The sequence below is a fragment of the Plantactinospora endophytica genome, assembly GCF_016862915.1.
Lineage (GTDB): Bacteria > Actinomycetota > Actinomycetes > Mycobacteriales > Micromonosporaceae > Plantactinospora > Plantactinospora endophytica.
On record NZ_BONW01000002.1, the window covers coordinates 416,932 to 441,843 of the forward strand.

The window sequence follows — 24,912 nt, forward strand, 5'->3', positions numbered from 1 at the left end:
GACCGGCGCGTGCACGATAGGACACCGGACCCCACACGTTCTTTCGTACTAAGGTAAGCCTCTCCTACTTCGTAGTGAGGGTAGCCTTGCCCAGTACCGAAAGGAAAGTCTGAACCCGATCACGGTGTGTCGTGTCGCCCCTGGTCACCCACTTCGGCTCGACGGGCTGCCGGACATTGTGGCCGGCCCCGGCCCCGGTAGGCGGCTCGGCGGGATGTCGGTAGGCACAGCGAACCCGGGCGGTGGGTGCTCAGGTCGCGGCACCCACCGCCCGGGTTCTCGGGTGGAACTCAGGGCCGGAACGCGTCCCGGGTGTCCCGGGCGGCGTCGCCCACGTGGTCACCGGCCTGCTTGACGTTGGCCTCGGTCTGCTCGGTGGCGCCCTCGGCCCGTAGCCGCTCGTTGCCGGTCGCCTCGCCGACCTTCTCCTTGGCTGCTCCGGCCACTTCCTCGATCTTGTGCCGGACCTTGTCTCCTATGCCCATGATGTCCTCCAGTCCGAGCCGAAGTGCTGTGCACACCTCGCTGACCTGTTAGTGCCCCTACGCACCCGACCCGAAACGGACCATCCCGCCGGACGGCCCGATCAAGCCAACCGGAGGACCTGCCGTGCCCGAGTTGACGAATCCCTGGCCGAAACGGACTGCGGTCCGATCCGGAGGCCGGCCGAAACGGACTGCGGTCCGATCCGGAGGCCGGCCGAAACGGACTGCGGCCCGAACCCGCACCCGGCCGGCATAACCGCCGATCCCGGGGGTAGCCAGCGCCGTCGGCAGTTCGCCAGGCCGAGAGAGCTGAGGGGTCAGAAATGACGCGAGGAGCGAACGCGGAGTCGTCGGGTGACGGTCACCGGTCCACGACCCAGGTCGCCCGGCAGGGCGCGACCGAAACCGGGCAGCGGGCGTCGCAGATGGGCGGCGGCCTGGCGCACTCGGCGGCCGACCGGGGACGGGACGTCGCCGGGGAGGCGGGCCGGCAGGCGCAGCAGTTGATGGGCCAGGCGTCGACGGAACTGAAGCAGCAGGCCGGCGCACAGCAGCACCGGGCCGCCTCCGGCCTGCGGGCACTGGGCGAGGAACTGCGCGCGATGTCCGAGCGCACCGACCGGCCGGGCATGGCCACCGATCTGGTACGGCACGCCGCCGACCGCGCGCAGCAGGCGGCGCAGTGGCTCGACCAGCGGGAACCCGGGATGGTGGTGGCCGACGTGCGGGACTACGCCCGACGCAACCCCGGACTGTTCCTGGCCGGTGCCGCCATCGCCGGCGTGCTCGCCGGGCGGCTGACCAGGAGCCGGGACGTCCTGCGCGGCGACGACCAGCAGTCGTCGATGGGACATCCGGACGGCATGCGAGGCCGCCCGGGCAGCGCGCCGTCCGGCCCGTCCGGGTCGACGACGGATGGCCAGGCATACGGAGTACCCCGATGAGCGTCCGAACCGGCGGGCTCGGCGCGGGCGCCGACGGACTCGGCGCGGGTCGGGAAGCGGGGCGGGAGCGGGATCCCGCGCAGGCGTCGATCGGCGAACTGCTCACCGCGGTCACCCGGGACACCTCGACCCTGGTCCGGCAGGAGATCCAACTGGCCAAGGTGGAACTGCGGCAGGAGATGCGTACCGCCGGCCGGGTCGCCGGGATGTTCGGCGGTGCGGCCCTGGGCGCGCTGATGGTGCTGCTGTTCCTGTCGTACGCGCTGTGGTGGGGACTGTCGAACGTGATGGACCAGGGCTGGGCCGCGCTGGTCGTGGCCGGGGTCTGGGCACTGATCGCCGTGGTGCTGGTCTCGGTGGCCCGGCGCCAGGCCCGCAGCCTGAAGCCACTGCCGCAGACGACGGATTCGGTACGCCGGCTTCCGGCCGCCGTCCGGGGCCGGACACATCAACCGGGGGGACAGTGATGACGAGCGACCCGAGCCAGATCCGAGCCGACATCAACCGCACCCAGGACACGCTGGGCGCCAACATGAACGCCCTGGGCGACCGGATGAACCCGCGCAACGCCGCGAACCGGCAGGCCGGCAAGGTCCGTGGCGGTTGGCAGCGGATCCGGGAGAACGTGATGGGCAGCACCGCGCACGCCCGGGACAACGTCATGGGTGCCCGGGACAACGTCATGGGTACGGCCCAGCACGCCCGGGAGACCTCCCAGGCCCGGCTGGCGGGCGCCGGGAACCGGTTGCAGAGCATGGGGCAGCAGGCCCGACAGCAGCCGGAGGGCCACCCGCTCGCCGCCGGCCTCATCGCCTTCGGGCTGGGCGTGATCGCGTCCGCCCTGCTGCCCGCCAGTGACCCGGAGCGGCGGATGGCCGGCCGGCTCCGCGACGAGTTCTCGGAGCACTCCGGCCAGTTGAAGCAGCAGGCCACCGGCGCCGCCCAGCAGGCCCGGGAGCACCTCCGCGAGCCCGTCCAGCAGGCCACCGAGTCGGTCAGGTCCAAGGCCGGCCAGCAGGCCGGCGGGATGCGGGAGCAGGCGCGCTCGTCGGCGCAGGAGTTGCGTGGGCAGGCCCAGGAGAAGGCCGGCGAGGCACGCCGCCGCTGACCCGCCGCCGCGTACCCGATGCCCGCCCCGGCCCCGCGCCGGAGGCGGGCATCCGGCTGATCCGGCCGCCCTGGAAGTGGAAGGTCGCGGTCATCTCCGCGTCGCTGTCGTGACCGGTCACGTTTCTGACGGCGGCCCGGCGGCCCGGCGGCCCGGCGGCGCGGCCCGGCGGCCGGCGTGGCTATGCCGACGCGGCTATGCCTGACAGGGGCGGTCGTTGATGGTGCAGGCGGTCGGCTCACCGTCGATCAGCGCGCCGTCGACCCGGAAGCGCACCTGCACCGAACCGCGTGCCGGTACCTGACTCGTCGCCGGGGCGGGGACGAAGGTCCAGGTGGCGCCGTCGCGGCTGGCCTCGGCGCCGTCCACCGCGCCGACCGACTGGGTCGTCCGGGGCAGGGTGATGGTCAGCCGCCAGCCGGTGGCGGGCCCCGGACCGGGGTTGCTGATGATCACCGAGGCGGTGTAGTTGAGCAGCGTCACGTCCTCGGTCGCGTACCGGGCGGCCAGGGGCGGCGGAAGCGCCGGCGGCGGGGTCGGCCGCTCCGGTCTGCTCCGGGGTGCGGCCCGGGACGGTGTCGGCGACGGAGGCAACGGCGAGGCGGCGGGCGGGGTCGCGCTGCCGGTGGCGTCGTCCACCCCGTCACCGTCGTCCACCTCGACCTCGACCGTGGGCGGCGGCGCCACGCCCAGCGGCGCGAACCCGTCCGGAGTCCGCAGCAGCGTGACGACGACGATCGCGGTGCCGACCATCGCGACCATCGCCGCGACGATCGCCCCCATCATCAGCCGGTCGCTGCGGCGTCGCAGCGGTCGGGCGACCCGGCGGGCCAGCCGCCGTACCGCCGCCGCCCCGGCGAGCAGCGCGTCGAGGATGGCGACCGGCAGGGTACGTGCCGGTCGTTGTCGAACTTTGCGCACGTGACTTCCCTTTCACAGCACGGGGACGACGCGGCGTCGGCCCCGCCCAGGTCGGACCCGGGCCCGCGGTTCTACAGCGCCCGCAGCCCGGCGAGCACGGCCTCCAGCAGGTCCTCCGAGGGTGCGTCCAGTACCGGTGGCTCGTGGGTGTCGATCAGTCCCGCGTCGAGGAGGTCGCCGAGCAGCACCCGTACGGTGCCGACCGGCAGGTCCAGCGCGGCGGCGATCTCGGCCACCGAGAGCGGGCGGCGGCAACTGGCCAGGATGTCGGACTGCTCCGGCGTCAGCTCGGCGCGCGGCGGTACCGGCCAACGGGTCACCACCAGCGAGATCAGGTCGAACTGTCCCCGGATCGGTTGTGTCCTGCCCCGCGTCATCGCGTACGGCCGGACCACCGGCCCGGCGTCCTGGTCGTACCAGGCGTCGTCGTGCCGACCGCCTGCACCGGTACGCACCGCGTGTCACCCCCCGGTCAGGTCATCGGCCGGTACCGGGAAGGTGGGCAGGTGCGAGTCCGCCCGGCCAGCGGCCAGCGCCACCTCGTACGCCATCTCGTCGACGTCGGCGTCCCCGGTGAACCGGACGGCCAGGACCGCCCCGCCCCTGGTCGCGGCCACGAACAGAAACGCCTTGTGCATCTGCACGATGACCTGCCGTACCCCGCCGGGGCCGGAATGCCGGGCGGCGGCCTGAGCCAGCGCCTGCAACCCGGCGACCACGCTGGAGAGCTGGTCGGCGAGTTCGCCTCCGACCCCCTGGGAGACGCCGAGCAGCAGCCCGTCGGGGGAGAGTGCCACGGCGTGTTCGGCCGCCGAGACCCGGTCCACGAATTCGTCGAGTATCCGGACCAGGTTATCCGTCGTGACCACTGCGTGAGTCACCTGTCGTCCTCTCGCTGCTCTCGGGTTGGTCGGCGCCGGGTGCCGGGAGCGCTACCGGCAGCTCGATCGTCGCCGACCAGTCGGTTGCGGCACGCCGGACGGGCGCGCCGTTCGGAGCGGAGCCGGCGGTCCGGCTCGGGATGTCGACCGGGTTGCCCTGGCCCGGACGGCGGACCCGTACCGGCAGTGCCGGTGTGGTGGTTCCCGGTCGGGGTGCACCACCCGGCTGTCCGACAGCGATGTCGGCCGGCCGGCCCGGTGCGGTGGTGGCGCCCGGGGCAGGAGCCGGTTCGGGCTCGGATGTCTCGACCAGCAGAGTAGCCGGCACCAGCACGATCGCGGCTGTCCCGCCCCGAGGACCGGCCGTCAATTCGACGGTGATGCCGTGCCGGCGGGCCAGCCGGCCGACCACGTACATGCCCAGCGCCCCACTGAGCGGCCCGGTGTGCGGAGTGTCCCTGATCAATTCGTTGACGGCTGCCAACTCCGCCGGCCCCCGGCCCGCACCGTCGTCGCTGACGATGACGGCCCGGCCGCCGTCGCGTACCTCGCCGGCGATCCGCACCGTGGTGGTCGGAGCTGATCCGGAGAGCGCCGCCTCGACGATCTCCGCCAGCAGGTGGATCAGGTCGGGCAGGGCCCGCCCGGCCACCGCCCCCGACCAGTTCGGGGCGACGAGTACCCGGGGATAGTCCGACACCTCCGCCACCGCGCCCCGCACGACGTCGACCAGCGGTACCGGCCGACGCCAGCGCCGCCCCGGCGTGCCGCCGGAGAGGCTGATCAGTTGTTCCACGTTGCGCCGGATCCGGGTGGCCAGATGGTCGAGCCGGAACAGTTCGGCCAGCTCCTCGGTGTCGGTCTCCCGCCGCTCCATCGCGTCGAGCAGGCCGATCTGCCGGTGCAGCAGGCTCTGGTTCTGCCGGGTCAACCAGATGTTGACCTCCCGGGCCCGCTGGTGTGCGGCGAGCCGGCCCGCGATCTGCGCGGCCCGTTCGGTGACCCGTTCGGCCTCCGCCTGCCGCTGCCCGGTCTGTGCCACGAGCTGCTCCCGCTGGCTGGTGAGCCGCTTGCGCTGGGCGGACAGTTCGGCGGCCCGGTCGGTCAGCTTGGCGGTACGGTCCCGCTGGGCGGACAGCTCCGCCGCCAGTTCGTCCCGCTCGGTGCGCAGTGCGGTGTGCCCGGTATCCAGTTCGTCGAGCCGGGCGACGATCCGCCGGGTACCGCGCAGGGTCAGTACCGCCGCAGCCGCCAGCACCACCAAGCCGAGCCCGCCGACCAGGCCGGCCCGGGCGGCCACCCCGGCCGCGCCTGCGGCGGCCCGGTCGACGCTGTCCCTGACCCCGATGGTGACCAGGGCGCGCAGCTCGGTCAGAGCCGGCTCGGTCGTCGCCTGCCAGCGGGCCGGCGAGACCGGCGGACTCGCGTCGTCCCAGTCGGCCGCCAGCAGTTCCGTCTCGGCGGCGTGCAGGGTCGCGAAGACCGGACCGCTAACCAGCTTGTCGTAGCCGGCCCGTTCCGCGTCGGGCAGCCCGGCCGCCGCCTCGGTCCGGACGAACCGGGCCACCGCGACGAGGTCGACGAGCCGGGTGTGTTCGGCCCCGGTCACCCGGGGTGCGGCGAGCGCCCCGGCCACCAGGGCGTCCTCCCGGGAGAGCAGTTCGGCGGCCCGGGACAGGGCGAGGAGGGTACGCGTCTCCTCGATCAGGTCGGTCCGCCGGCTGGCCCACTGCGAGCCGTACACGGCGAAGCCGGCGTCGACGATCTCGCCGTACGACGCGGCGGCGGTGGCCCGGTCGACCCGGCCGCCGTCGACGTCGTCGCGGAGCGGCCGGAGGTCGTCCAGCCGCCGGACCAGTTCGGCAGCCCGTTCCCGGACCGCGCCGACGGTGGCCAGCCGGAGATCGGTCCGGCCGGTGAACCGCCGCAACGCCTCGATCGCGGCATCGGTGCGGACGCGCTGGTCGTGCAGGGCGGCCCGGTGCCGGCCCGGTGCGGCCAGTTCGACCATGCTGAGCCGGCGTTCCGCCTGTAGGCCGAGGATCAGGGCGTCGGTCGGCTGGCCGAGTTGGCTGGCGAGGGTGCGGACCGCGAGCAGGTCCATCGCGTCCCTGGCGGTCAGGAACGTGGCGTAACCCCAGAGCACGGCCAGCACGGCCAACAGGGCGGCCACCTTGGCCACGAGCCGGGTCGGCGCCGCATCCACCACCGACTCCGACGATCCCGGCTCGCTCCGCTCCGGCCCGGACCCGCCACCGTCGCGCCCCGCCGGCCCCGGACCGGGGTCCGGCCTGCCCTCGGGTACCTGCTGCGCACCCGGCCGTGTCCGATCGTCCGGCTGGGCGACGGCCCGCGTCCGTTCGGCCGCCTGGGCGACGGGCCGCACCTGATCGGCGGGCTGGGCGACGGCCCGCGTCCGCTCGGCCGGCTGGGCAACGTTTCGCGCCCGATCGTTCGGCCGGGCAACGTTCCGCATCTGATCGGCCGGCTGGCTAACGGGCCGCGTCCGCTCGTCCGGCTGGGCAACGGGCCGCGTTCCCTCGGCCGGCTGGGCAACGGGCCGCTGTGGCGGCCGTGCCCGCTCGTCTCCCGGCCTTGTGCGGTCGGTCGGTGGTGTCACCGGAGGCTCTCCCGGCCGCGTCCGCTCGTCCGGCGGACCTGTCCGGCCGGTCGGCGGTGTCACCAGCGGCTGCCCCGGCCGCATCTGCTGTTCTGGCCGCACGTGCTGTTCCGGCCGCGCTCGCTGTTCCGGGACTCGCTGTTCCGGCCGCGCTCGCTGTTCCGGCACTCGCGGTCGGCTGCCCGGCTGCTCCGGCGGACGCGCCCGTTCGGCGCGTTGGCCGGCCGGCATCGTCCGGCCCGTGGGTTGGTCCACCGGTCGCGCCCGGTCAACCGGCTGCTCTGCGGGCCGCGCCGGCTCAACCCGGTGGCCCGCCGGCCGTGGGTGGCTGGCCGGCTGCGCCGCAGGTCGGTCCGGTCCGGTCCGCTGTTCCGGTGGTCGTACCCGGTTGGCCGGCTGGTCCGCCGGACGCGCCCGTCCGGACTGCTGTTCCGGTGGTCGTGCCCGGTTGGCGGGCCCTTCTCCGGGTCGCGCGCGTTGGGTCCGCTGTTCCGGTCGTGCCCGCCCGGCCGGCGGTTCTCCGGGCCGTGCATCTCCGGGCCGTGCATCTCCGGGCCGTGCATCTCCGGGCCGTGCGTCCCCGGGCCGTGCGTCCCCGATCCGCTGCTCCGGCGCGCGCGTGCGTACGGTGCGCTGCTCCGGTGGTCGGGCGCGTTCGGTCCGCTGTTCCACTGGCCCCGCCCGTCCGGTCCGCTGTTCCGGTGGTCGGGCGGGTTCGGTGCGCTGCTCTACGGGTCCCGCCCGTCCGGTGCGCTGTTCCGGCGGTCGGGCGGGCTCGGTGTGCTGTTCCGGTGGTCGGACAGGTGACTTCTGCCGCTCCGGCAGTGGCGGTCGCTCGACGGGCTGTTCTGCGGAGTGCGCCGAACCCGTCGGCTGGTCCGGTGACGCGGGCTGGTCCACGGGGCCGTCGACCGGCGCGGCGTCGGCCGGGGTACGGGTCGTGCCCGCCCGCCGCAGCCCAGCACCCAACGCCGCGACCCGGCGTGCCGCCCCCTTCACCGTGCCGTCCGCTCTGGCCAGGGCGTGCCGGCCGCCCGGCCGCCGGACCGCTCCTCGACGATGGTCCGCAGTCGGGCCAGCAACTCGCTGCGGTTCGCGCAGTCGAGACGCTGGCGCATCCGGGCCACGTGGTGCTCGACGGTCTTGGCGGAGATGAACAGCCGGTCACCGATCTGCTTGTACGTCAGCCCGCTGAGCACCAGCTCGGCGACCTCGCGCTCCCGCTCGCTGAGCCGGTTCTCCGCCGGTACGGCGATCGCGTCCGCCACCTCGGCCGCTCCCGCCCCGGCCGGTCGGTTGCCGCTCTTCGCCCCGGCGGGCCGGCCCTGGAGCATCCGGGCACAGTCCAGCAGTGTGGTCATCGCCTTCCGGTCGGAGGTGCGGATCGCCGCCTGGCCGGCGAGCCGGGCGCCGTCCCAGCAGAGCCCGATGCCGTGCAGGCCCCGGGCGGCGGCCTCCACCCGGACCGGGTCGACCGTGCCGCGGAGTACCTCGACCCAGCTCTGCCCGGCGGCGGCGACCACGGAGGCGTACGGGGTGTGGCCGGTGACGGCGGCCAGCGCGGCGACGTGCTCGTCCGCCACCGCCGGCCGGTCGGCCAGGATCGCGGCGTGCAGGCAGCTCCAGTGCAGCGGTGTCGTCCACAGTGGTGGGTCGCCGAGCCGGGCCAGCAGGTTACGGGCCTCGCCGAGGTAGGGGGCGAGCCGGTCCAACTCGCCGAGCCGGGCGGCGGCGATGGCGAACTCGCCGAGCGGAAGGAGGGTGAACAGGTCGACGGGGTGGCGTACGACGGCCTCCCGGGCACGTTCCCAGCCGCGTTGCAGGGCCGGCAGGTCGCTGTTGCGGCGAGCGGTACCCAGCTCCAGCGCGGCGGCGAAGATCAGGTCTCGGGACTCCAGCGGCACCGGGCCGGCGGCGACCGCCGCCAACTGCTGCGCCGCCTCGGTGGCCCGTCCCCGGAGCATCAGCAGCCAGCCCTGGAGCAGCCGGTGCCGGCGCGAGGTCAGGGCACCACCGAGACCGGCCGTGACGGCCCGGTCCAGGGTCCGCTCGCCGATGTCCAGCTCACCGCAGTGCAGTGCCACCAGGGCGGCCAGCGCCGCCGGGGTCTCCGGCAGCAGTACGGAGCGACCGGCCGGTTCGAGCAGCGCGGACGCCTGCACCAGAGTGGACAGTGCGGCGGTCGGCGGGCCGGAGAGGGTCTCCCGCAGCCCTCGGGCCATCAGCAGTGCGGCGCTGGCCAGCAGCGTCGGCGGGCCGTCGGTGGGCGGGTCCGCGAGGATCCGGTCGAGTTGCTCGACCCGGCCGGTGCCGGCCGCGCCGATCGCCGCGAACGCCAGCGACGACGGGGTGCCCGACCAGCGGTACAGCTCGACCGCGCGGTCGGTGTGGCCACGGTGTACCAGCGCGGTCGCGGCGACCGTGGCGCCGTCCGCCCGGTCCGGTGAGTCCGGGGTGGCGATCAGCCGGTCGGCCAGCCGCAACGCGGAGTCGAGGTCGGCGGAGAGCGCCGCCGCCATCGCCCGGCGGGCCGCCACCGGACGACCGGCCGCGCCCGCGACCGCGAAGAGCCGGGCCGCCAGGGCCGGGTCGTCGCCCAGTGCCTCGTCGCCGGCAGCCTCGGCGACGCCGGCCGGGCAGCTACCGCCGAACCCGCCGTCCAGCATCGAGCGGACCAGTGGCAGCACCCGCCCGCCGCGCTGTAGTTGCAGCTCCGCCAGGCGTTGCCAGACCGCCGCCCGCTGGCTGGCCGGGCTCAGCGCGGCGATGGCCCGTCGGACGATCGGGGCGAGCCGGTCGTCCGGCCCGAGCAGGCCGGCGGCCCGGGCCGCCGCCAGCAACTCGTCCAGCTCGTCCTGCTGCCGGGACAGCAGCGTGCCGAGCAGGTCGGTGGGCAGGGCCGGGCCGGCCGCCATCGCCAGCAGCAGCCGGCGTACCTCGATGTGCAGGCTTTCCAGTTCGGGCGCGAACTGGAGCAGCACCGAACGGGGTATCTCCAGGGTCGGGCGCTCGGCACCGGCCGGCGGACGCTCCGCGCGGCCCGGACGGCGGTCGGCCGGGCGCAGCGCCCGGGACAGCCACTCCACGAACCGGGGTACGCCGCCCGTCTGCTCCTGCACCAGCCGGGCGACCTCGGCCGGCACCGTCGAACCGTACGCGGTGCCGAGGTAGGTGGCGGTGCGTGCCTCGGTGAACGGGCCGGGCAGCACCGGTGGCCCGCTCCGGTGCAGTACCTCGACCAACTCGGCCAGCCCGGCCGGGCGGGGCCAGGGCCGGAACGCGACGGCCAGTCGGGCGCGACCGGTCTCGGCCAGCCTGCGCAGCTCGGCGAGGGCGGCGGCGTCGAGCAGGTGCGCGTCGTCGACGAGTACGGCGCAGTCCGGGTCGGCGGGCTCGGTCAGCTCCCGCCAGGAGTCCAGCACCGGTACGCCGGCCTGCTGGTAGCCCCGCCGCAACCGGGCCAGTACGGCCGTCTTGCCGTGCCCGCCCGGGGCCTGTACGGCCGTGCAGAGCGGTGCGTGCGGGTCGGCGTCGACCCGGGCCAGGAAGGCGGTGGTCTGCTCGTCGAGTACGAGCGGGGCTTCGGTGTCGGTACGCAGCGTCAAGGCAGCCCTCACCGACCCGCCCCGCCCAGGGCGGCGGCGACGGTCAGCGGGTCCGCCCCGACGGCCGCGTGCAGCAGCACGCCGAGCGCGACCACCAGCACCGCCAGGCCGATCACCGTGCTGTCGCGGCCGGACGCGAGCCGGGACAGCGCGCGCATCGGCAACTCCAGCGGGGTGATCCGGACCGGTGGCCGGGGCGGCAGTTGGGACCGGTCCTCGTCGTACCGGCCGGGTTCCTGGCCGGGACCGCCGCCGGACCGGCCCCGCTGCCGGCGTGGTGGTTCGCCGCGCCGGGCTCCGGGTCGGGGTGGCCGCATCACCGGCGGTCGCGGTGGTGGCCGGTTGCCCCGCTGCCGGTCGAGCAGTTGGCCGCCGGCCACGGCGGCGCCGGCCGCGACGGTGAGCTGCGGGTCGGCCTCGACCTCGACCGGTACCGGGAACCGGGCCGCGATCAGCTCCCGGACCAGCGGGATCCGGGCCGATCCGCCGGCCAGCAGTACGCCGTCGAGCTGGTGCGGCGCCAGGCCGCAGGACCGGACCGTACGGGTCAGCTCGTCCACGGTCAGCGTGACGGCGGGCCGGATCAGGTCCTCGAACTCGGCGCGGCCGACCGGGATCCGGGTCTGCCGGGTGGGCAGCCGGACGAGCACGTCGGCGGTTTCGGCGACTGTCAGTTCCGCCTTGGCGCGGCGGCAGTCCCGGCGCAGCCCGAGCAGGGCCTGCCGGACCAGCGGGTCGGCCGGGTCGGCGAGTTCCTTGGCCAGGCTGGTGCGGACGTGCTCGACCAGCGCCTCGTCGAAGTCGGCTCCGGCGGGCGGGTCGGCGTCGACGAGTACGCCGCGCAGGTCGAAGCCGAGCGGCTGGGCCCGGTCCACGACGGCGGCGGAGAAGCTCTGCCCGCCGAGGACGTGTACGGCGAGGGTCCGGCCGGAGAAGCCGTGCGCGGCGTGGCTGGCGGCGGCGAGTACGGGCGCCGGCAACAGGGCCACGTCGGCCAGTCCGACGTCCCAGAGCGCCTCGCCGAGCAGGTGCCGCCGGTAGTCGCCCCAGCCCGCCGGATGGCTGAGCACGATCCACTCAGGACGCTCGCGCTCCTGCTCCATCACCCGCTCGACGACCCACATCGCGAGCATGGCGGTGAGTGCCTGGGCCGAGCACGCCTCGCCGCCGACCAGCAGCGGTACGTCGTCGCCGATCCGGTTGACGAAGCCTCGGGCGACCCAGCCGCCGTCGACCGGGTCGTCGTACTCGTCGGGGTCGGCGACGGTGATCGACCGGTTCGTCGACATCAGCAGGACGGACGGGACCGGAGCACCGGCCGGCCCGAGCCGGACGGGTTCGGGAGGATCCCAGTTGCTGCCCCGGAGGCGGGCGACAGCGGCAGCCGTGGCGGTGCTGCCGATATCGATTCCGAGGACGTAGGGCATCCGACCATTCCTTCACCGCGAGTCATGACCCCGGGACGGCGCGTACCATTTCCTGGCCCTGCCCGGGAACGGACCTCGGGCGGATGGCATCGCCCGGTGGGCCGTTAGGGAGTCATCTTTTCGTACCAGAGATCTATCCGCCATCAGGACCCTAACTCGGGCGGAACGTATCCCCTAAGCCCCTAACGCAGATCTAAGGCGCGGCCCTAGCGGGGGCGGTCGGAAACCCCGGCGCCGTCCCCGATGTCCGGCGTGGACGATTCCGGCTAGCGTCAGCTACGACTTCCGGCGGCGGCGCAACGCAGCGCGCCGCCGCCGGATCAGCGCCACCCCGCACCACCTGCGCAGTTCCCGCACCAGCCGCCTAGCGGAGGCTCCACCGCAGCAGAAGACGGGTCCGCCCCTACCGGCGTGGATTCGTCGCACCACCGCCAGTTCGTCGCACCGGGCCGTCCCGGGCGAGGATTGCACCGAGGAGACCGGCACATGGGCTCGCCCCAGACACTGCACGACTTCGTGCTCAACCTGCTGACCAACCCGGACGCCCGGTCGGCTTTCGAGATCGACCCCGAGGGGACGCTGCGGGAGGCCGGGTTGGCCGACATCAGCGTCGCGGACGTCCAGGACGTGGTGCCGCTGGTGGTGGACTACGCGCCGGTCCAGGGGCTCGCCTCGCTGGCGCCGGTCGGTGACGATTTGGGTCTCGGTCAGTTCCAGCTCGACCCGAGCGGCGTCATCGGTCAGTTGCAGACCGTCGCCGCCCAGCTCGGTGTCGGTACCCACTCGCCGGCCAACGACGTCAACGCGGCGACGCTCGGTGCGATAAGCGTTCCGGGCGCCCTCGGTGGAGTCGGTGCGGTCCTGCCGGGGCTCGGCGGCGACCAGCTCTCCGATCCGCTGGGGCTGGTCGACCCGCTGGTGCCGACCGGTGTGGACGTCGCCGACACCCTCGACTCCGAGGTGGTGGAGCCGGTGCTCACCGATCCCACCACCGACGTGGTCGGCACCGCCGACGGCCTGGTCGCCGACCCGACGGGCGGCCAGCTCGGCCTGGTCGACTTCGCCGGTGACACGGTGCAGGGCACGCTGGACGGCGTCACCGGGCTGGTCGACTCGCTCGGCGTGGGCGGCACGGTCGGTGGCACGGTCGGCGGTGTGACGGACACGGTCGGTGGCGTCGGTGACGCGCTCGACCTCGAACCACTCGGCTCCACCGGCACGCCGGTACTCGACGGCACCACCTCCACGGTGACCGATCTCACCGACAACGTCGGCAACACTCTCAGTGACACCACCTCGGGTGTCATCGGTGGCAGCGGCCACGCCGGAGAAGTAGACGCCTCCACCTCCGGCGGCCTCCTGGGAATCGCGGACGACCTTCTCTGAGCGCGGGAAGTCCGTGAGGCCCGCCGAAGGCCGGACCGTGGTCCCACGGTCCGGCCTTCGGTCCTCTTGATAATTCCGGCGTAACCGGCACACTTGGTGCGGTGATGGCGCCCATCTGGCTTGACGTACTCGACGAGATCGTGCGGGTTTCCCACGCGCACGGTCGGGGCGACCTGATCTCGTGGCTCCAGCGCAGGCGGGCCCAACTACTGGATCCGAGGCTGCGGGTGCTGGTCGTCGGCGAGCCCAAACAGGGCAAGAGTCAGCTCGTCAACGCCCTGCTCAACGCCTCGGTCTGCCCGGTCGGCGACGGGATCAGCACCACCATCCCGACCGTGGTCGGGCATGCCGCCGCACCGACCGCCGCCCTGGTCTGGAGTCCGCCGCAGGCGCCCGACCAGCCGGCGCGGCGACGGGCTGGCGACGAGCAGGAGTCGGAGCGACCGCCGACGCAACGGCGTACCCCACCGGCAGAGCGGACCGGGCCGGACGCCGCCGGCGCCGCACCCTCGTCCGGGGTACGCCCCGGCACGGCGGTACCCGGCCCGGCGCAGCGGATCGCGGTGCCGATCGAGCAGATCGCGGCCCGGATCAGTGGCCGCAGCGGCGGGATCGGCGAGGTTCCGGCCGGCTCGACCAGCAGTGGACCTGCCGGTGGCGGGCGTACGGTCGGGCTCGGCGGGACCGCCGGGCGGCGGCCGGGCAGCGGGCTGGAACACGCCGAGATCGGGATTCCCCGGGCGTTGCTCGCCTCCGGGTTGGTCCTGGTCGACACCCCGGGCGTGGACGGCACCAACCCGGGCCGGGCGATCAGTCCGGCCGCCACGCCGAACCAGGCCGACCTGGTGCTGCTGGTCTCGGACGTGACCCGGGAGCTGTCGGTCGCCGAGCTGAACCTGCTGCTGCACATCGCCCGGTCGCACGCCAATCTGGCCGTGGTGCAGAGCAAGATCGACATGGTGCCGCACTGGCGTACCGTGGTCGAGCGTAACCGGCAGCACCTGGCCGACGCGGGCGTGTCGGCGGCGCTGATCCCGGTCTCGGCGACGCTGCGGTTGCAGGCGGCCCGGAGCAACGACAAGGAACTCAACGCCGAATCGCACTTCCCGGAGCTGATCAACCGGCTCAAGCGCGACCAGGCCGGCAAGGCCGACACGTTGGGTCGGGCGGCGGTGGCGTTGAGTGCGCGTACCGTCCTCGAACAGCTCGCCGCGCCGCTGCGTGCCGAACTCGCCGTGGCCAAGGAGACCGACGTCGAGCAGTCCGGCCCGATCACGAAGCTGCACGCGGCACAGCGCGAGGTGGACGAGTTGCGCCGCTGCTCGGTGCGCTGGCAGAACACCCTGAACGACGAGATGGCCGACCTGATCTCCGACGTCGAATACGACCTGCGGGACCGCACCCGGCAGATCCTGCGCAAGGTGGACGAGGCGTTCGACAAGGCCGACCCGCTGACCGGCTGGGACACCTTCCAGGAGTGGCTGACGGAGAACCTCACCGACGCCGCCGAGGCGAACTACGCCTGGCTGGCCGAGCGGTGCGGGTGGATCGCCAACCGGGTCGCCAGCCAGTTCGACAGGTACGGCTTCGACGCGCTGCCGAGCTGGTCGGTCCGGGTGCCGGAGAATCTCAGCGACCGGATCCAGATCATGGAGCAGCCGACGGTGGAGAAGTTCACCCGGACCCAGAAGCTCGTCACCGGCCTGCGCGGCTCGTACGGCGGTGTGTTGATGTTCGGTCTGGCCACCACGCTGGCCGGAATGCCGCTGATCAACCCGATCTCGCTCGGCGCGGGTGCGCTGTTCGGCGGCAAGAGCGTTCGCGACGAGGGGAAAACGCTGCTCAAACGCCGGCAGGCGGTGGTCAAGACGGCGACCCAGCGGCACGTCGACGACTTCTTCCTCCGGCTCAGCAAGGACTGCAAGGACACCGCCCGGCAGGTGCAGCGGATGCTGCGGGACCACTTCACTGGGCTGACCGAGGAGTTGCAGGAGGGCATCGTGCGGTCGTTCCGGACCGCCAAGCAGGCGGCCGAGGCCGACGCGGCACAGCGCGACCAGCGGCAGCGCCGGATCGCGCTGGAGATGAAGCGGCTCGCCGACCTCTACGAGAAGGCCCAGGCACTCGCCGGCACCCAGTCCCTCGGCACCGGCGCTGGCACCAACACTGGCATCGGTGCCGGTCGCACCGGACTGGAGCCCGGACCGTGAGCGCCGGAAATGCGTCCCCGGACGGGGCGGGGACCCGATGAGTCGGGTGGGCCGGTTGGACGAGGCGACCTGGGGTTTGGTGCACGAGGCGCTGGAGGTCTACGGCAACGATCCCCGGGCGGTGGAACAGTTGCACAGGCAGTTCGCCCGGTTCGAGGAGCCGTTGCGGATCGCCGTCGCCGGCCCGTGGCGGTCCGGCAAGTCGACGCTGGTCAACGCCGTGATGGGCGAGGCGGTCGCACCGGTCGAGGTGGCCGACGGACGCCAGGTCTTCACCTGGTACGAGGACGGCCCGGAGCCTCGGGTCACCGCCTACCCGACCGGCGGTGCGCCCCGGGACCTCGCGGTGACGCGTACCGCCAGTGGGATGCGGGTGGACCTCGGTGGCGGCCGGTGGGACCAGGTCGACGACATCGTGGTGCAGTGGCCGACCCGGGCGCTGCGGCACGCCGTACTCATCGACACTCCGGCGGTGAGCTCCCGGGTCGACGATCCCCGGACGGCCGGCGAGGACGGCCGGGCCGGTAACGGGCGGTTGGCGCTCGGGGCGGGGCCGACCGTCGGCGGGGACGCCGAACTGGTCGGCGGCTCCGGTGGCGGCGCGACGACGGTGGAGCGGATCGTCCGCGAGGCGGACGCCGTGCTCTATCTGAGCCGGGACGGCAGCGGCGACGACCTACGCCCGTTCCAGGCCGCCCAGTCGGGCACGGTGGCCCGGGCCGCGCCGGTCAACGTACTCCTGGTGCTGTCCAGAGTGGACGAACTGGCCGGCGGTCGGGTCGACGCCCTGCTCACCGCGCGGCAGCTCGCCCGCCGGCTCCGCCGCGACCCACGGGTCAACGCGCACTGCCTGAGCGTGGTCGGGCTCGGCGGGCTGGTCGCGCTCGCCGGCCGGATGCTCAGCGAGACCGAATACTCCGCGCTCGCCGCGCTGGCCGGGTTGCCCCGGGCCGAGACCGACCGGCTGCTGCTCTCCACCGACCGGTTCACCGCCGCCGACTTCCCGGTCCCGCTCGACGTCGAGACCCGGCGCCGGCTGCTCGACCGGCTCGGCATCTTCGGGGTACGCCTGTCGACCACGCTGGTCCGGACCGGCTGCGACAGTCGAGCCCGACTCGCCGCCGAACTGGTCCGGCGCAGCGGCCTGACCGAGCTGCGCGAGTCGATGACCAGGTATTTCGTGGACCGCGCTCCGGTGCTCAAGTCGCGGGCGGTGCTGATGGCGCTGGAGTCGCTGCTCCGTTCCGAGCCCCGGCCCGGCGCGACCGAGCTGCTGGCCCGACTGGAGCAGGTACTCGCCGGCGCGCACGAGTTCCGCGAGCTGCGACTCTCCGCCGCGCTGCTCGGCGGCCAGGTGCGCTTCGACCCTGAGTTGTCCGCCGAGGCCAACCGCTTGATCGGCGGCGACGGTGCCAGCCTGGCCGCTCGGCTCGGCGTCGAGCACGACGCCACCGGGGACGAGCTGTGGGCACGCGGCTCGACCGCGATCCGCCGCTGGCAGGACCTGGCCGAGGACCCGCTACGCGGCGTCGACCAACGCCGCGCCGCCCGCACTGTCGTACGAAGCTGCGAGGGAATGCTCGCCGAGATCACCTGATCCGCCGCCTGACGCGCCGCGCCGCGCCGCGCAAGATCGTGCACATACCCAGAAGGAGTGCCTACGACCGCCCGACGAAGGCACTCTTTCCCTGAAGCAGCACGATCTTCCCCTGCGGGAGCGGGCGCAGGTCGCGTACTCGGCTGCGGTGCTACGGCCGGCGAGTGGCCTCGCCGACGAAGGCTTGCCATGCGGCTGGTGTGAAGGCGAGTACGGGGCCGGTCGTGTCTTTGCTGTCGCGTACGGCCACGATGCTGGGGAGGTTGCGGGCGACTTCGACACAGTCTCCGCCGTTAGTGCTGCTACGCGTGCTCTTGCGCCACTGGGCACCGGTCAGGTTCATAGCCGTCCCATCCTTGGGCTACGGGCGTCGGGTGACCTCGCCGACGAAGGCTTGCCATGCGGCTGGGGTGAAGGCGAGTACGGGGCCGGTCGTGTCTTTGCTGTCGCGTACGGCCACGATGCTGGGGAGGTTGCGAGCGACCTCGACGCAGTTCCCGCCGTTAGTGCTGCTGCGCGTGCTCGTGCGCCAATCGGCTCCGGTCACGTTCATTGCTGTTCCATCCTTGGCTACGGGCGATAGTTAACGCCGCCGATGAAGGCTCGCCACGCGGCTGGTGCGAAGGCGAGCGTAGGGCCGGTCACGTTCTTGCTGTCCCGTACGGCGACGATGTCGGGGAGGTTGCGGGCGACCTCGACGCAGTCTCCGCCGTTCGGGCTGCTGCGTGTGCTCTTGCGCCAATCGGCGCCGGTTAGGTTCATAGCTGTTCCATCGCTTCCGTGATCAACTTAGTTGACTGCGGAACTGGCAGCGCACTGCCCCGAATGGCCTCCCACGACCGACGCAACTGCAACACGTCGGCGGCCTGCTCGACCACATCTCCCTGCAACTGGTTGTCGATGTAGCCCACGTCTGCGTTGGTCGGCAGGGTCGCCAACACGAACGGCCCGCCGAGTCCAGGGTACGACCCGGCGTCCGCAGGTACTACCTGTATCTGCACCAGGGACGTGGTGCCGAGCTTGAGTAGGTGGGCCAACTGGTCCCGCATCACGTCACGCCCGCCGATGACCCGACGGAGAACGCACTCGTCGACAACCGCGATGACCAGGGGTGGCTCGTCACGGGTGAGGATGGATTGCCTGTCCAGCCGCTCAGCGACCTTCTGCTGCACCTGTTCGACCGTGAATAGCGCGCCGCTGAGCAGGGCCTGTGCGTACGCTTCGGTCTGGAACAGGCCGGGTAGCACGGCGTTCTCGAACGATCGTAGGGTGACTGCCTCGCGTTCGTGGTCGATCCACTCGCGGAGCCAGGTGGGGACGCCGAGTGTGATCACGAGGCGTTCGTGCACGCCGCCTGTCTTCAGGGCGCGGTCGGCGCCGGCGATGAAGTCCATGGTCAGGGCGCGGGTCCGTTTCTCGACGGCACTCACGTGGGACGCCGAGAAGTTTGCCAACCGCCCGAACGTCTCCTGTGTCATCTTGGCCGCCTGCCTGCCCTGACGGATCTCGGCAACTATGAACGCGGCCAGTGGTTCCGGTACTTCGGTCATCAGAATTCCCCAGGATGTAGATCAATTATTCAGGACTCTGCAATGGCACTCACGCCTCCTGTGGATCTGCCAGCACCGCCCATAGGTGCGTGACGTGTTCCCAGCGTAGGGCCTACGTGTCCAAGGTGGAACCAGGAATTTTCGCTCGGTCACCGCACTTTCGGCGAGGCGCGGAAATGTCGACGGATGCGGCGGCGGCAGGAGCAACAGGAACGAGCAAGCGGAACGCCGTCCCGAGCAATTTCCACCGATGGGAGGCAGCATGAAAATCGGTCGCGGGACGAAGCCGTATCACCGCCGGAACTGGCGTCGGCTGTGGCGGTACTGCCGGTGTGGTCTGCGTTGGCGGTGCCCGGACTCGGTCGACCTGGTGCCGATGCCGTACGCGCCGGTGGTGCCGCCCGCCCCGGGCCGGCTCAGGGCCTACAACCGCCGTTCCGGGTGGGATGCGTCGACCCGCCCGTACCTCGAAAACAGCCGGGTCGGCGCACTGAGGCCGGCACGGGCGGCGCGTATTCGGGACGGGGAGCGGGTGTGAGGACGGGTGATCGGGCCGCAGGAACGTTGGTATCGGGCCGCGCGGCGGATGGGACGCCGGTACCCGACCGGTCGGCACCTGCCGGCGGAGGCGTACCGATGTCAGACCTGCACCGACCCCTGGCCGTGCGCGCCGGCTCGGCTGGCGCTGCTGATCGGCTTTCGGGGTGACCGGGTTGGCCTGCTGATGTATCTCGCCGGACACCTCGTCCGCGCTCTGGAGGCGCTGCCCGACACGCATCCGGCGCTGGTCACCGGCCAGATCCTCTACTGGGTACCCCGCCGGCGCTGACCGCCCCCGGGGGGATGAACAAGAGGCACCGCCCCGCCACCTGCGTACGGTGGAGAGGCGGTGCCGGGTGGATCAGGTTTCGTCGCTGGCGTCGTACTCGGCGGGGACCTTGTAGGGGGCGGCCCGGCGGGTGCCGGCGGTGGCCGTCGGGTCCGGTGGCCGGCGCAGGTGGTGTTCGGTCACCGCCTGGTACGCGGCGACCACCGCCAACAGTCGCTCCTCGCCGAACGGCGGCGCCCCGAGCGTGGTGCCCCGGGGCACGGTCAGCCCGGTCGTGGTGTCGACGCCGGTGCCGTAGGGGAAGGCGATCAGCGGCAGCCCGATCCCGTCGAAGACGGTGCCGGTCAGGAAGACGTCGCACTTGTCGAAGACGTCGGTCAGCACCAGGTGCAGGAACTGGTAGCGGGCCTGAAGCATCTTCATGTAGCTGTCTGAGCTGCGGAACATCCCGTTGAGGAAGCCCGGCAGCCGGTCGGCGAAGAGGCTGACGTCCCGGCGGAGCTGCGGCAGGAACATGTTCGTCGCCTCGCCGGCCGTGCTGGACAGCCCGGAGAGCAGGTCCCAGTCGGCCGGGTACGCCACCTCGACCACCCGGCAGCCGACCGAGGTGAGGGTGGTCAGGAGTTGTTGGCGCAGCGCTGTCGTCTCCGCGTTCGAGCCGGTGAGGAAGTCCGGCGGGTAGCCGACGGTGGTCGCCCAGCGGACCTTCGGCCGGCCCCGGTGCCGGTACACGGTGGCCGCCTTGACCAGGTTCGGCACCGGCGGCATGCCGAGGGTACGCGGGTCGTTGCGGTCCGGGCCGGCGATCGCCTGCAACATGATCGCCGCGTCCATCGCGTCCCGGGCCAGCGGACCGGGATGATCCCGGGTGAAGGTGAGCGGGATGATGCCGTACAGCGAGGCCCGGCCGAAGGTGGGCTTCAGGCCGGTCAGGTTCTGTGCGGTCGACGGGCTGGTGATCGAGCCGCCGGTCTGGGTGCCGGTGCCGGAGGTGGCGAGTCGGCCGGCGACCGCCGTGGCGGTGCCGCCGCTGGAGCCGCTCGGGCTGTACCGGATGTCGTCCGGGGTCCAGGCGTTGACGGTGGTCGCGGTACCGTCGGCCAGCCGGGCCCGGCCGGAGGCGAGCGGACCCATCGCCGCCTTGCCCATCATGATCGCCCCGGCCGCCTTCAGTCGGGCGTGCACGGTCGAGTCGTACTCGGGGACGAAGCCGCCGTAGACCGGGGACATCGCGGTGGTCGGGATGCCCTTGGTGTAGAAGTTGTCCTTCTCGGCGGTGATGATCCCGGCCAGCGGCGTCGACTTCGAGGTGATCCGCACCCGGCGGGCCGCCGCGAGCAGCTCGGCGTTGCTCGGCCGCCACAGGTACGCCTGGTAGACGCCGTCGAAGCGGTCCAACCGGTCCAGATAGGACTCCATCAGTTCGACCGGGTCGAGCAGTCGGCGCCGGAACGCGGCGGCAGCCTCGCTGACGGTCAGCTCGGTGGGGTCGGCCAGTGCCGCCCGGCGGATCGTCGGCGCGTACGCGGTCTCCCAGACGTTGCCGGCCGGCCCGCTGCCGCTGCCGGTTGCCAGCGCGGGCGCGGTGAGGCTCGTGGCGCCGAAGAGGCCACCGGCACCGGCCGCCGCCCACACCCCGGCCATCCGGGAGAGGAACCAGCGCCGGTCGACGGCCAGATCCTGGGGTACCGCCCCGGTCTCGTCGCCGCCCGTCGAAGTCGATGTGGTGGGCGTCGTCGTCACGGCTGGTACGCCCCCGTCCAGATCGACATCGGTGCGGGGTAGAGCACGGCGGCGTGCGCCTGCTGGTCCGGTACGTAGTCGGCGTAGCTGACCTCCTGCCGGATGGTGCTCCGGGCGTTGGCCAGTACCCGCGCCTGGTCCATCGGGGCGCCCGGGTCGTTCTCGGGCAGGGTGGACAGGTCGATGCCGATCAGCGCGTACCGGGTCCGGATGTAGGTGTCGAGTTCCGCGTCGGTGGGGGGTGGGGGGATCGCCATGCCATTCCTTCCTCGGACAGGAACAGTGCGAGGAGTCAAGGCGGCGATTGTTTCGGCGGCGGGCGTGCGGGGTTGCGCGGCGGTGACCAACTGTTTCGGGTCCAGCAGCATGAGCCGGCGCCGGCCGGTCCAGCGTCGGGGGCGGGATCGGCCGGCACCGGGGCTCACATTCGGTCCGGGGCGGTGATGCCGAGCAGGTGCAGGCCCTGCCGGAGTACCCGGGCGGTGAGGTCGCAGAGGACCAGCCGGCTGTCCCGGACGGCTGGCTCGGCCCGGAGCACCGGACAGTGCTCGAAGAAGCTGCTGAACGCGACCGCGTACAGGTGGCCGGCGAGGCGGTGGAACTCCAGGGTCCGTTCGACGGTGCCGACGACCGCGCCGAAGTCGAGCAGTTCGAGCGCGAGCGTCCGTTCCTCCGGCGCGCCGATCGACACCGGCACGCCGGTCGGGACCGGCCCACCCGCCTTGCGGAAGATGGAGCGGATCCGGGCGTGCGCGTATTGCAGGTAGGGCGCGGTGTTGCCGTGCAGCGCGAGCATCCGGTCCCAGTCGAAGACGTAGTCCCGGGTCCGGTCGGCGGAGAGGTCGGCGTACTTGACCGCCCCGATCCCGATCGCCTTCGCCACCTCGGCCACCGCCGCCGGATCCAGTCGCGGGTTCTTCTGCCGGGCCAGCGCGGCGGCCCGGTCCACCGCCTCGTCGAGCAGTTCGACCAGCTTCACCGAGTCGCCGGCCCGGCTGGCCAGTTTCCGGCCGTCCGGGCCGAGGACCAGACCGAAGCCGACGTGTTCGGCACGGGCCGGCGGGGACAGCCAGCCCGCCTGCCGGGCGACCACGTACACCATCTCGAAGTGTTGCCGCTGCGGCAGGCCGACGACGTAGAGCAGCCGGGTGGCGCCGAGTTCCCTGGTCCGGTGGCGGAGCGCGGCGAGATCGGTCGCGGGGTAGCCGTACCCGCCGTCCCGCTTGCGCACGATCAGCGGTACCGGTTCGCCGTCCCGGCCGGGAAAGCCGGGTGGAAAGACGCAGGCGGCGTCGCCACTGTCGACGAGCAGGCCGAGCCGGTCCAGCTCGTCGGTCACCGGGCCGAGCATCCCGTTGTAGTGGCTCTCGCCGACGAAGTCCGGCCGGGTCAGCAGCACGTCGAGCCGGTCGTAGACGGCCAGGAAGTACGACTCCGACTCGGCGACCAGCCGCCGCCACAGCCGTACCGTCGACTCGTCGCCGCCCTGTAGCGCCACCACCCGCTGCCGGGACCGCTGCCGGAACGCCTCGTCGGCGTCGAACTTGGCCCGGGCCCCCTTGTAGAACGAGTCCAGGTCACCGATCGACAGTTCGGATCCAGCACCGATGGGCAGTTCGGATCCAGCGGCGACGGACAGTTCGGATCCAGCACCGATGGGCAACTTGGACCCGGTGCCGATGGACAGATTGGACGCGGCGGTGGACTCGCCGAGGTCGATCAGGTGCTCGATCAGCATCCCGAACGGTGTACCCCAGTCGCCCAGGTGGTTGGCCCGGACGACCCGGTGCCCGAGCCAGTCCAGCAGCCGGGCGGTGGCGTCGCCGATGATGGTGGACCGGAGGTGGCCGACGTGCATCTCCTTGGCCACGTTCGGTGCCGAGTAGTCGACCACCACCGTCTCCGGGGTGGGCGTGACCGGCACGCCGAGCCGGGGGTCGGCGGCCAGCTCCGACACCAGCCTGCCGAGCAGTTCGTCCGCGACGGTGAGGTTGACGAACCCGGGTCCGGAGACCGCCACCGACGAACACAGGTCGGCCAGCGCGGCCCGCTCGACCACCTCGACGGCGATCTCCCGGGGCGGCCGGCCGAGCCGACGGGCCAGCGACAGGGCGGCCTCGGCCTGGAAGTCCGCCCGCCGGGAACGCCGGACCACCGGGTCCACCGGACCGCCGCCGGCCACGGCCGCGAACGACGATGCCAGCCGGTCGGCCAGCAGACTTTCGAGATTCATCCCGGGTACGCCTCTCGCTCCGGTCCGTCACCGGACCAACCTTCTTCGGGTGGGGGAGCGGATCGATCGGCGTACGGGCGTTACCGGCGGATCGATCCGCCGGATGCGCGTGGAACAGTCAGCTCAGGCGCCCTCGGCGGGCTCGGAGACGAGCCACCGGACGCCGTCGGCACAGCACCGTGACCGACCCGGGCGAGGACACCTCGGGGTACGCCGGAACGGCAGGACTGGCCACGGCGGCAGCCTACCGGGGTGGCCTCCGCCGGCACACCACATATCCGGGCCGCCCGGGACGGTCGGTCCGGTGCCGACCGCTGTCCCGGGACGTCGCGCCGCCCGGCAGAGCACCGGAACCAGCACCCGGCCTACGGTGGGGCGATGACGAACCGGCTGCGCGTCCTGATCTCCGCCGACCTGGAGGGCATCTCTGGAGTCGTACATCCCACCGAGACCAACCCGGGGAGCTACGACTACGAACGCGGACGGGCCCTCATGACGGCCGAGGTGAACGCCGCCGTCGCCGGAGTGCTGGACGCCGAACCCGACGCCGAGATCTCGGTCGCGGACTCGCACGGGCCGTTCCGCAACCTGCTGCCCGAGGAACTCGACCGCCGGGTACGGCTGATCCGGGGCAAGCCCCGCCCGCTGGGCATGGTGGCCGGGTTGGAGGCGGGGGTCGACGCGCTGCTCTTCGTCGGCTACCACGCCCGGTCCGGAGCCGGTCCGGCCGTACTCGCGCACACGATCAGCGACGCCGTGCTCGACGTACGCCTCGACGGGCGGTCCGTCGGCGAGATCGGCCTCAACGCGGCCGTCGCCGGGCACTACGGGGTACCCGTGCTGCTGCTCAGCGGCGACGACGCCGCCTGTGCCGAGCTCCGCGAGTTGGTGCCGGCGGCGGTGACCGTCGAGGTCAAACAGGCGCTCGGTCAGGCCGCCGCGCGCACGTTGCACCCGCAGGAGGCCCGGGACCGGATCCGCCAGGGAGCCGCCGAGGCGATCCGAACACGTCGCCAGGTCAGCCCGCTACCGACCCCCACCCCGGTACGGGTGGAACTCGACCTGTACGGCCCGTACAGCGTCGACCTGGCCACCCTGGTACCCGGCGTCACCCGGGCGGCCGGCGCCCGCACGCTCGTCTTCACCGGCGAGGACATGGCCGAGGCGTACCGGGTGGTCCAGCTCCTGGTGCAGCTCGCCCAGATCAAGCCCGGCTGACCGCCTGGTCCGGACCTCGGCGGGCCGGGTGGCGTGAGCCTTGCCCGAGGAGTCCGTGGGGGCGGCCGGGCGGGTCGGTGAACCGGGGACGGCGAAAATCCGTAATCCGCTGGCAGTGGCCCGGTCTCCTGATCGGGGCGACCGAACCACGTATC

The 24,912-nt window shown here is 72.9% G+C and carries 23 protein-coding genes; 9 read left to right on the forward strand and 14 right to left on the reverse strand.

The features are described from left to right. Window positions 1-290: 290 nt before the first annotated feature. Window positions 291-485 (reverse strand): CsbD family protein, encoded by a 195-nt coding sequence (locus Pen02_RS04775; RefSeq protein WP_203864642.1) that lies wholly within the window; start codon window positions 483-485, stop codon window positions 291-293. Between the two features lie 323 nt (window positions 486-808). Between Pen02_RS04775 and Pen02_RS04780 the strand changes: the two genes are divergently transcribed. The 3 genes from Pen02_RS04780 to Pen02_RS04790 are packed head-to-tail and all read left to right on the forward strand — an operon-like array spanning window position 809 to window position 2,537. After that, complete coding sequence (locus Pen02_RS04780) at window positions 809-1,429, forward strand: hypothetical protein (RefSeq protein WP_203864643.1); 621 nt, start codon at window positions 809-811, stop codon at window positions 1,427-1,429. After that, window positions 1,426-1,896, forward strand: coding sequence for a phage holin family protein (locus Pen02_RS04785; protein ID WP_203864644.1), 471 nt, complete (start codon window positions 1,426-1,428; stop codon window positions 1,894-1,896). Before Pen02_RS04780 ends, Pen02_RS04785 begins: the two co-directional genes overlap by 4 nt. Next, window positions 1,896-2,537 carry a DUF3618 domain-containing protein gene (locus tag Pen02_RS04790; RefSeq protein WP_203864645.1) on the forward strand — a complete coding sequence of 214 codons (642 nt, stop codon included), beginning with the start codon at window positions 1,896-1,898 and terminating at the stop codon, window positions 2,535-2,537. Before Pen02_RS04785 ends, Pen02_RS04790 begins: the two co-directional genes overlap by 1 nt. 195 nt (window positions 2,538-2,732) lie before the next feature. Here the strand turns inward: Pen02_RS04790 and Pen02_RS04795 are convergent, their stop codons facing one another. The 4 genes from Pen02_RS04795 to Pen02_RS04810 form a co-directional block, all read right to left on the reverse strand. Further along, on the reverse strand, window positions 2,733-3,458 hold the full coding sequence (locus Pen02_RS04795) for a cellulose binding domain-containing protein (RefSeq protein ID WP_203864646.1): 726 nt from the start codon (window positions 3,456-3,458) through the stop codon (window positions 2,733-2,735). A gap of 71 nt (window positions 3,459-3,529) precedes the next feature. Then, window positions 3,530-3,913 carry a DUF742 domain-containing protein gene (locus tag Pen02_RS04800; RefSeq protein ID WP_275413552.1) on the reverse strand — a complete coding sequence of 128 codons (384 nt, stop codon included), beginning with the start codon at window positions 3,911-3,913 and terminating at the stop codon, window positions 3,530-3,532. Between the two features lie 6 nt (window positions 3,914-3,919). Next, the gene (locus Pen02_RS04805; protein ID WP_203864647.1) at window positions 3,920-4,327 is read right to left on the reverse strand and encodes a roadblock/LC7 domain-containing protein; all 408 of its coding nucleotides are present in this window, start codon (window positions 4,325-4,327) and stop codon (window positions 3,920-3,922) included. Beyond that, entirely contained in the window at window positions 4,311-6,548 is a 2,238-nt protein-coding gene (locus Pen02_RS04810; RefSeq protein WP_203864648.1) for a sensor histidine kinase, read from the reverse strand. The genes Pen02_RS04805 and Pen02_RS04810 overlap by 17 nt, the downstream gene beginning before the upstream one ends. Before the next feature lie 513 nt (window positions 6,549-7,061). Between Pen02_RS04810 and Pen02_RS04815 the strand changes: the two genes are divergently transcribed. Further along, window positions 7,062-7,766 carry a hypothetical protein gene (locus Pen02_RS04815; RefSeq protein WP_203864649.1) on the forward strand — a complete coding sequence of 235 codons (705 nt, stop codon included), beginning with the start codon at window positions 7,062-7,064 and terminating at the stop codon, window positions 7,764-7,766. A gap of 188 nt (window positions 7,767-7,954) precedes the next feature. Here the strand turns inward: Pen02_RS04815 and Pen02_RS04820 are convergent, their stop codons facing one another. Both Pen02_RS04820 and Pen02_RS04825 read right to left on the reverse strand, forming a co-directional pair. After that, entirely contained in the window at window positions 7,955-10,576 is a 2,622-nt protein-coding gene (locus tag Pen02_RS04820) for a helix-turn-helix transcriptional regulator (protein WP_203864650.1), read from the reverse strand. Further along, window positions 10,573-11,991, reverse strand: coding sequence for an Hsp70 family protein (locus Pen02_RS04825; RefSeq protein WP_203864651.1), 1,419 nt, complete (start codon window positions 11,989-11,991; stop codon window positions 10,573-10,575). The genes Pen02_RS04820 and Pen02_RS04825 overlap by 4 nt, the downstream gene beginning before the upstream one ends. A gap of 486 nt (window positions 11,992-12,477) precedes the next feature. Between Pen02_RS04825 and Pen02_RS04830 the strand changes: the two genes are divergently transcribed. The 3 genes from Pen02_RS04830 (at window position 12,478) to Pen02_RS04840 (ending at window position 17,184) form a co-directional block, all read left to right on the forward strand. Beyond that, window positions 12,478-13,377, forward strand: coding sequence for an IniB N-terminal domain-containing protein (locus Pen02_RS04830; protein ID WP_203864652.1), 900 nt, complete (start codon window positions 12,478-12,480; stop codon window positions 13,375-13,377). Window positions 13,378-13,481: 104 nt separating this feature from the next. Then, window positions 13,482-15,587, forward strand: a complete 2,106-nt coding sequence (locus Pen02_RS04835; RefSeq protein WP_203864653.1) for a dynamin family protein — start codon at window positions 13,482-13,484, stop codon at window positions 15,585-15,587. A 37-nt stretch (window positions 15,588-15,624) separates the two neighbouring features. Beyond that, complete coding sequence (locus Pen02_RS04840) at window positions 15,625-17,184, forward strand: hypothetical protein (protein WP_203864654.1); 1,560 nt, start codon at window positions 15,625-15,627, stop codon at window positions 17,182-17,184. A gap of 151 nt (window positions 17,185-17,335) precedes the next feature. On the opposite strand, the gene Pen02_RS04845 is transcribed toward Pen02_RS04840, so the two are convergent. From Pen02_RS04845 to Pen02_RS04860, 4 genes are read right to left on the reverse strand one after another with little or no spacing between them, the layout of a single operon-like run. Beyond that, the gene (locus tag Pen02_RS04845; RefSeq protein WP_203864655.1) at window positions 17,336-17,527 is read right to left on the reverse strand and encodes a DUF397 domain-containing protein; all 192 of its coding nucleotides are present in this window, start codon (window positions 17,525-17,527) and stop codon (window positions 17,336-17,338) included. 18 nt (window positions 17,528-17,545) lie between these two features. Beyond that, window positions 17,546-17,737 (reverse strand): DUF397 domain-containing protein, encoded by a 192-nt coding sequence (locus Pen02_RS04850; RefSeq protein WP_203864656.1) that lies wholly within the window; start codon window positions 17,735-17,737, stop codon window positions 17,546-17,548. A gap of 17 nt (window positions 17,738-17,754) precedes the next feature. Further along, window positions 17,755-17,946 (reverse strand): DUF397 domain-containing protein, encoded by a 192-nt coding sequence (locus Pen02_RS04855; RefSeq protein ID WP_203864657.1) that lies wholly within the window; start codon window positions 17,944-17,946, stop codon window positions 17,755-17,757. After that, window positions 17,943-18,734: a helix-turn-helix domain-containing protein gene (locus tag Pen02_RS04860; RefSeq protein ID WP_203864658.1), complete on the reverse strand. Its 792-nt coding sequence runs from the start codon at window positions 18,732-18,734 to the stop codon at window positions 17,943-17,945. Before Pen02_RS04860 ends, Pen02_RS04855 begins: the two co-directional genes overlap by 4 nt. A 544-nt stretch (window positions 18,735-19,278) precedes the next feature. On the opposite strand from Pen02_RS04860, the gene Pen02_RS04865 reads away from it, so the two are divergent. After that, complete coding sequence (locus Pen02_RS04865) at window positions 19,279-19,563, forward strand: hypothetical protein (protein ID WP_203864659.1); 285 nt, start codon at window positions 19,279-19,281, stop codon at window positions 19,561-19,563. Window positions 19,564-19,635: 72 nt separating this feature from the next. On the opposite strand, the gene Pen02_RS04870 is transcribed toward Pen02_RS04865, so the two are convergent. From Pen02_RS04870 to argS, 3 genes are all read right to left on the reverse strand, one after another. Beyond that, window positions 19,636-21,306 carry an amidase gene (locus tag Pen02_RS04870; RefSeq protein ID WP_239140065.1) on the reverse strand — a complete coding sequence of 557 codons (1,671 nt, stop codon included), beginning with the start codon at window positions 21,304-21,306 and terminating at the stop codon, window positions 19,636-19,638. Then, window positions 21,303-21,563, reverse strand: a complete 261-nt coding sequence (locus Pen02_RS04875) for a hypothetical protein (RefSeq protein ID WP_203864660.1) — start codon at window positions 21,561-21,563, stop codon at window positions 21,303-21,305. Before Pen02_RS04875 ends, Pen02_RS04870 begins: the two co-directional genes overlap by 4 nt. A gap of 164 nt (window positions 21,564-21,727) precedes the next feature. Continuing rightward, entirely contained in the window at window positions 21,728-23,539 is a 1,812-nt protein-coding gene (gene argS, locus Pen02_RS04880; protein ID WP_203864661.1) for an arginine--tRNA ligase, read from the reverse strand. Window positions 23,540-23,917: 378 nt separating this feature from the next. Here argS and Pen02_RS04885 point away from each other — a divergent pair, with 378 nt between their 5' ends. After that, window positions 23,918-24,757 (forward strand): M55 family metallopeptidase, encoded by an 840-nt coding sequence (locus tag Pen02_RS04885; protein WP_203864662.1) that lies wholly within the window; start codon window positions 23,918-23,920, stop codon window positions 24,755-24,757. The last annotated feature ends 155 nt before the right edge of the window (window positions 24,758-24,912 follow it).

Bases quoted from the DNA above. Each gene is read 5' to 3' on its own strand.
- Pen02_RS04775 (WP_203864642.1), bottom strand. From the start codon at position 485: ATGGGCATAGGAGACAAGGTCCGGCACAAGATCGAGGAAGTGGCCGGA.
- Pen02_RS04780 (WP_203864643.1), top strand. From the start codon at position 809: ATGACGCGAGGAGCGAACGCGGAGTCGTCGGGTGACGGTCACCGGTCC.
- Pen02_RS04785 (WP_203864644.1), top strand. From the start codon at position 1,426: ATGAGCGTCCGAACCGGCGGGCTCGGCGCGGGCGCCGACGGACTCGGC.
- Pen02_RS04790 (WP_203864645.1), top strand. From the start codon at position 1,896: ATGACGAGCGACCCGAGCCAGATCCGAGCCGACATCAACCGCACCCAG.
- Pen02_RS04825 (WP_203864651.1), bottom strand. From the start codon at position 11,991: ATGCCCTACGTCCTCGGAATCGATATCGGCAGCACCGCCACGGCTGCC.
- Pen02_RS04830 (WP_203864652.1), top strand. From the start codon at position 12,478: ATGGGCTCGCCCCAGACACTGCACGACTTCGTGCTCAACCTGCTGACC.
- Pen02_RS04835 (WP_203864653.1), top strand. From the start codon at position 13,482: ATGGCGCCCATCTGGCTTGACGTACTCGACGAGATCGTGCGGGTTTCC.
- Pen02_RS04840 (WP_203864654.1), top strand. From the start codon at position 15,625: ATGAGTCGGGTGGGCCGGTTGGACGAGGCGACCTGGGGTTTGGTGCAC.
- Pen02_RS04845 (WP_203864655.1), bottom strand. From the start codon at position 17,527: ATGAACCTGACCGGTGCCCAGTGGCGCAAGAGCACGCGTAGCAGCACT.
- Pen02_RS04850 (WP_203864656.1), bottom strand. From the start codon at position 17,737: ATGAACGTGACCGGAGCCGATTGGCGCACGAGCACGCGCAGCAGCACT.
- Pen02_RS04855 (WP_203864657.1), bottom strand. From the start codon at position 17,946: ATGAACCTAACCGGCGCCGATTGGCGCAAGAGCACACGCAGCAGCCCG.
- Pen02_RS04860 (WP_203864658.1), bottom strand. From the start codon at position 18,734: ATGACCGAAGTACCGGAACCACTGGCCGCGTTCATAGTTGCCGAGATC.
- Pen02_RS04875 (WP_203864660.1), bottom strand. From the start codon at position 21,563: ATGGCGATCCCCCCACCCCCCACCGACGCGGAACTCGACACCTACATC.
- argS (WP_203864661.1), bottom strand. From the start codon at position 23,539: ATGAATCTCGAAAGTCTGCTGGCCGACCGGCTGGCATCGTCGTTCGCG.
- Pen02_RS04885 (WP_203864662.1), top strand. From the start codon at position 23,918: ATGACGAACCGGCTGCGCGTCCTGATCTCCGCCGACCTGGAGGGCATC.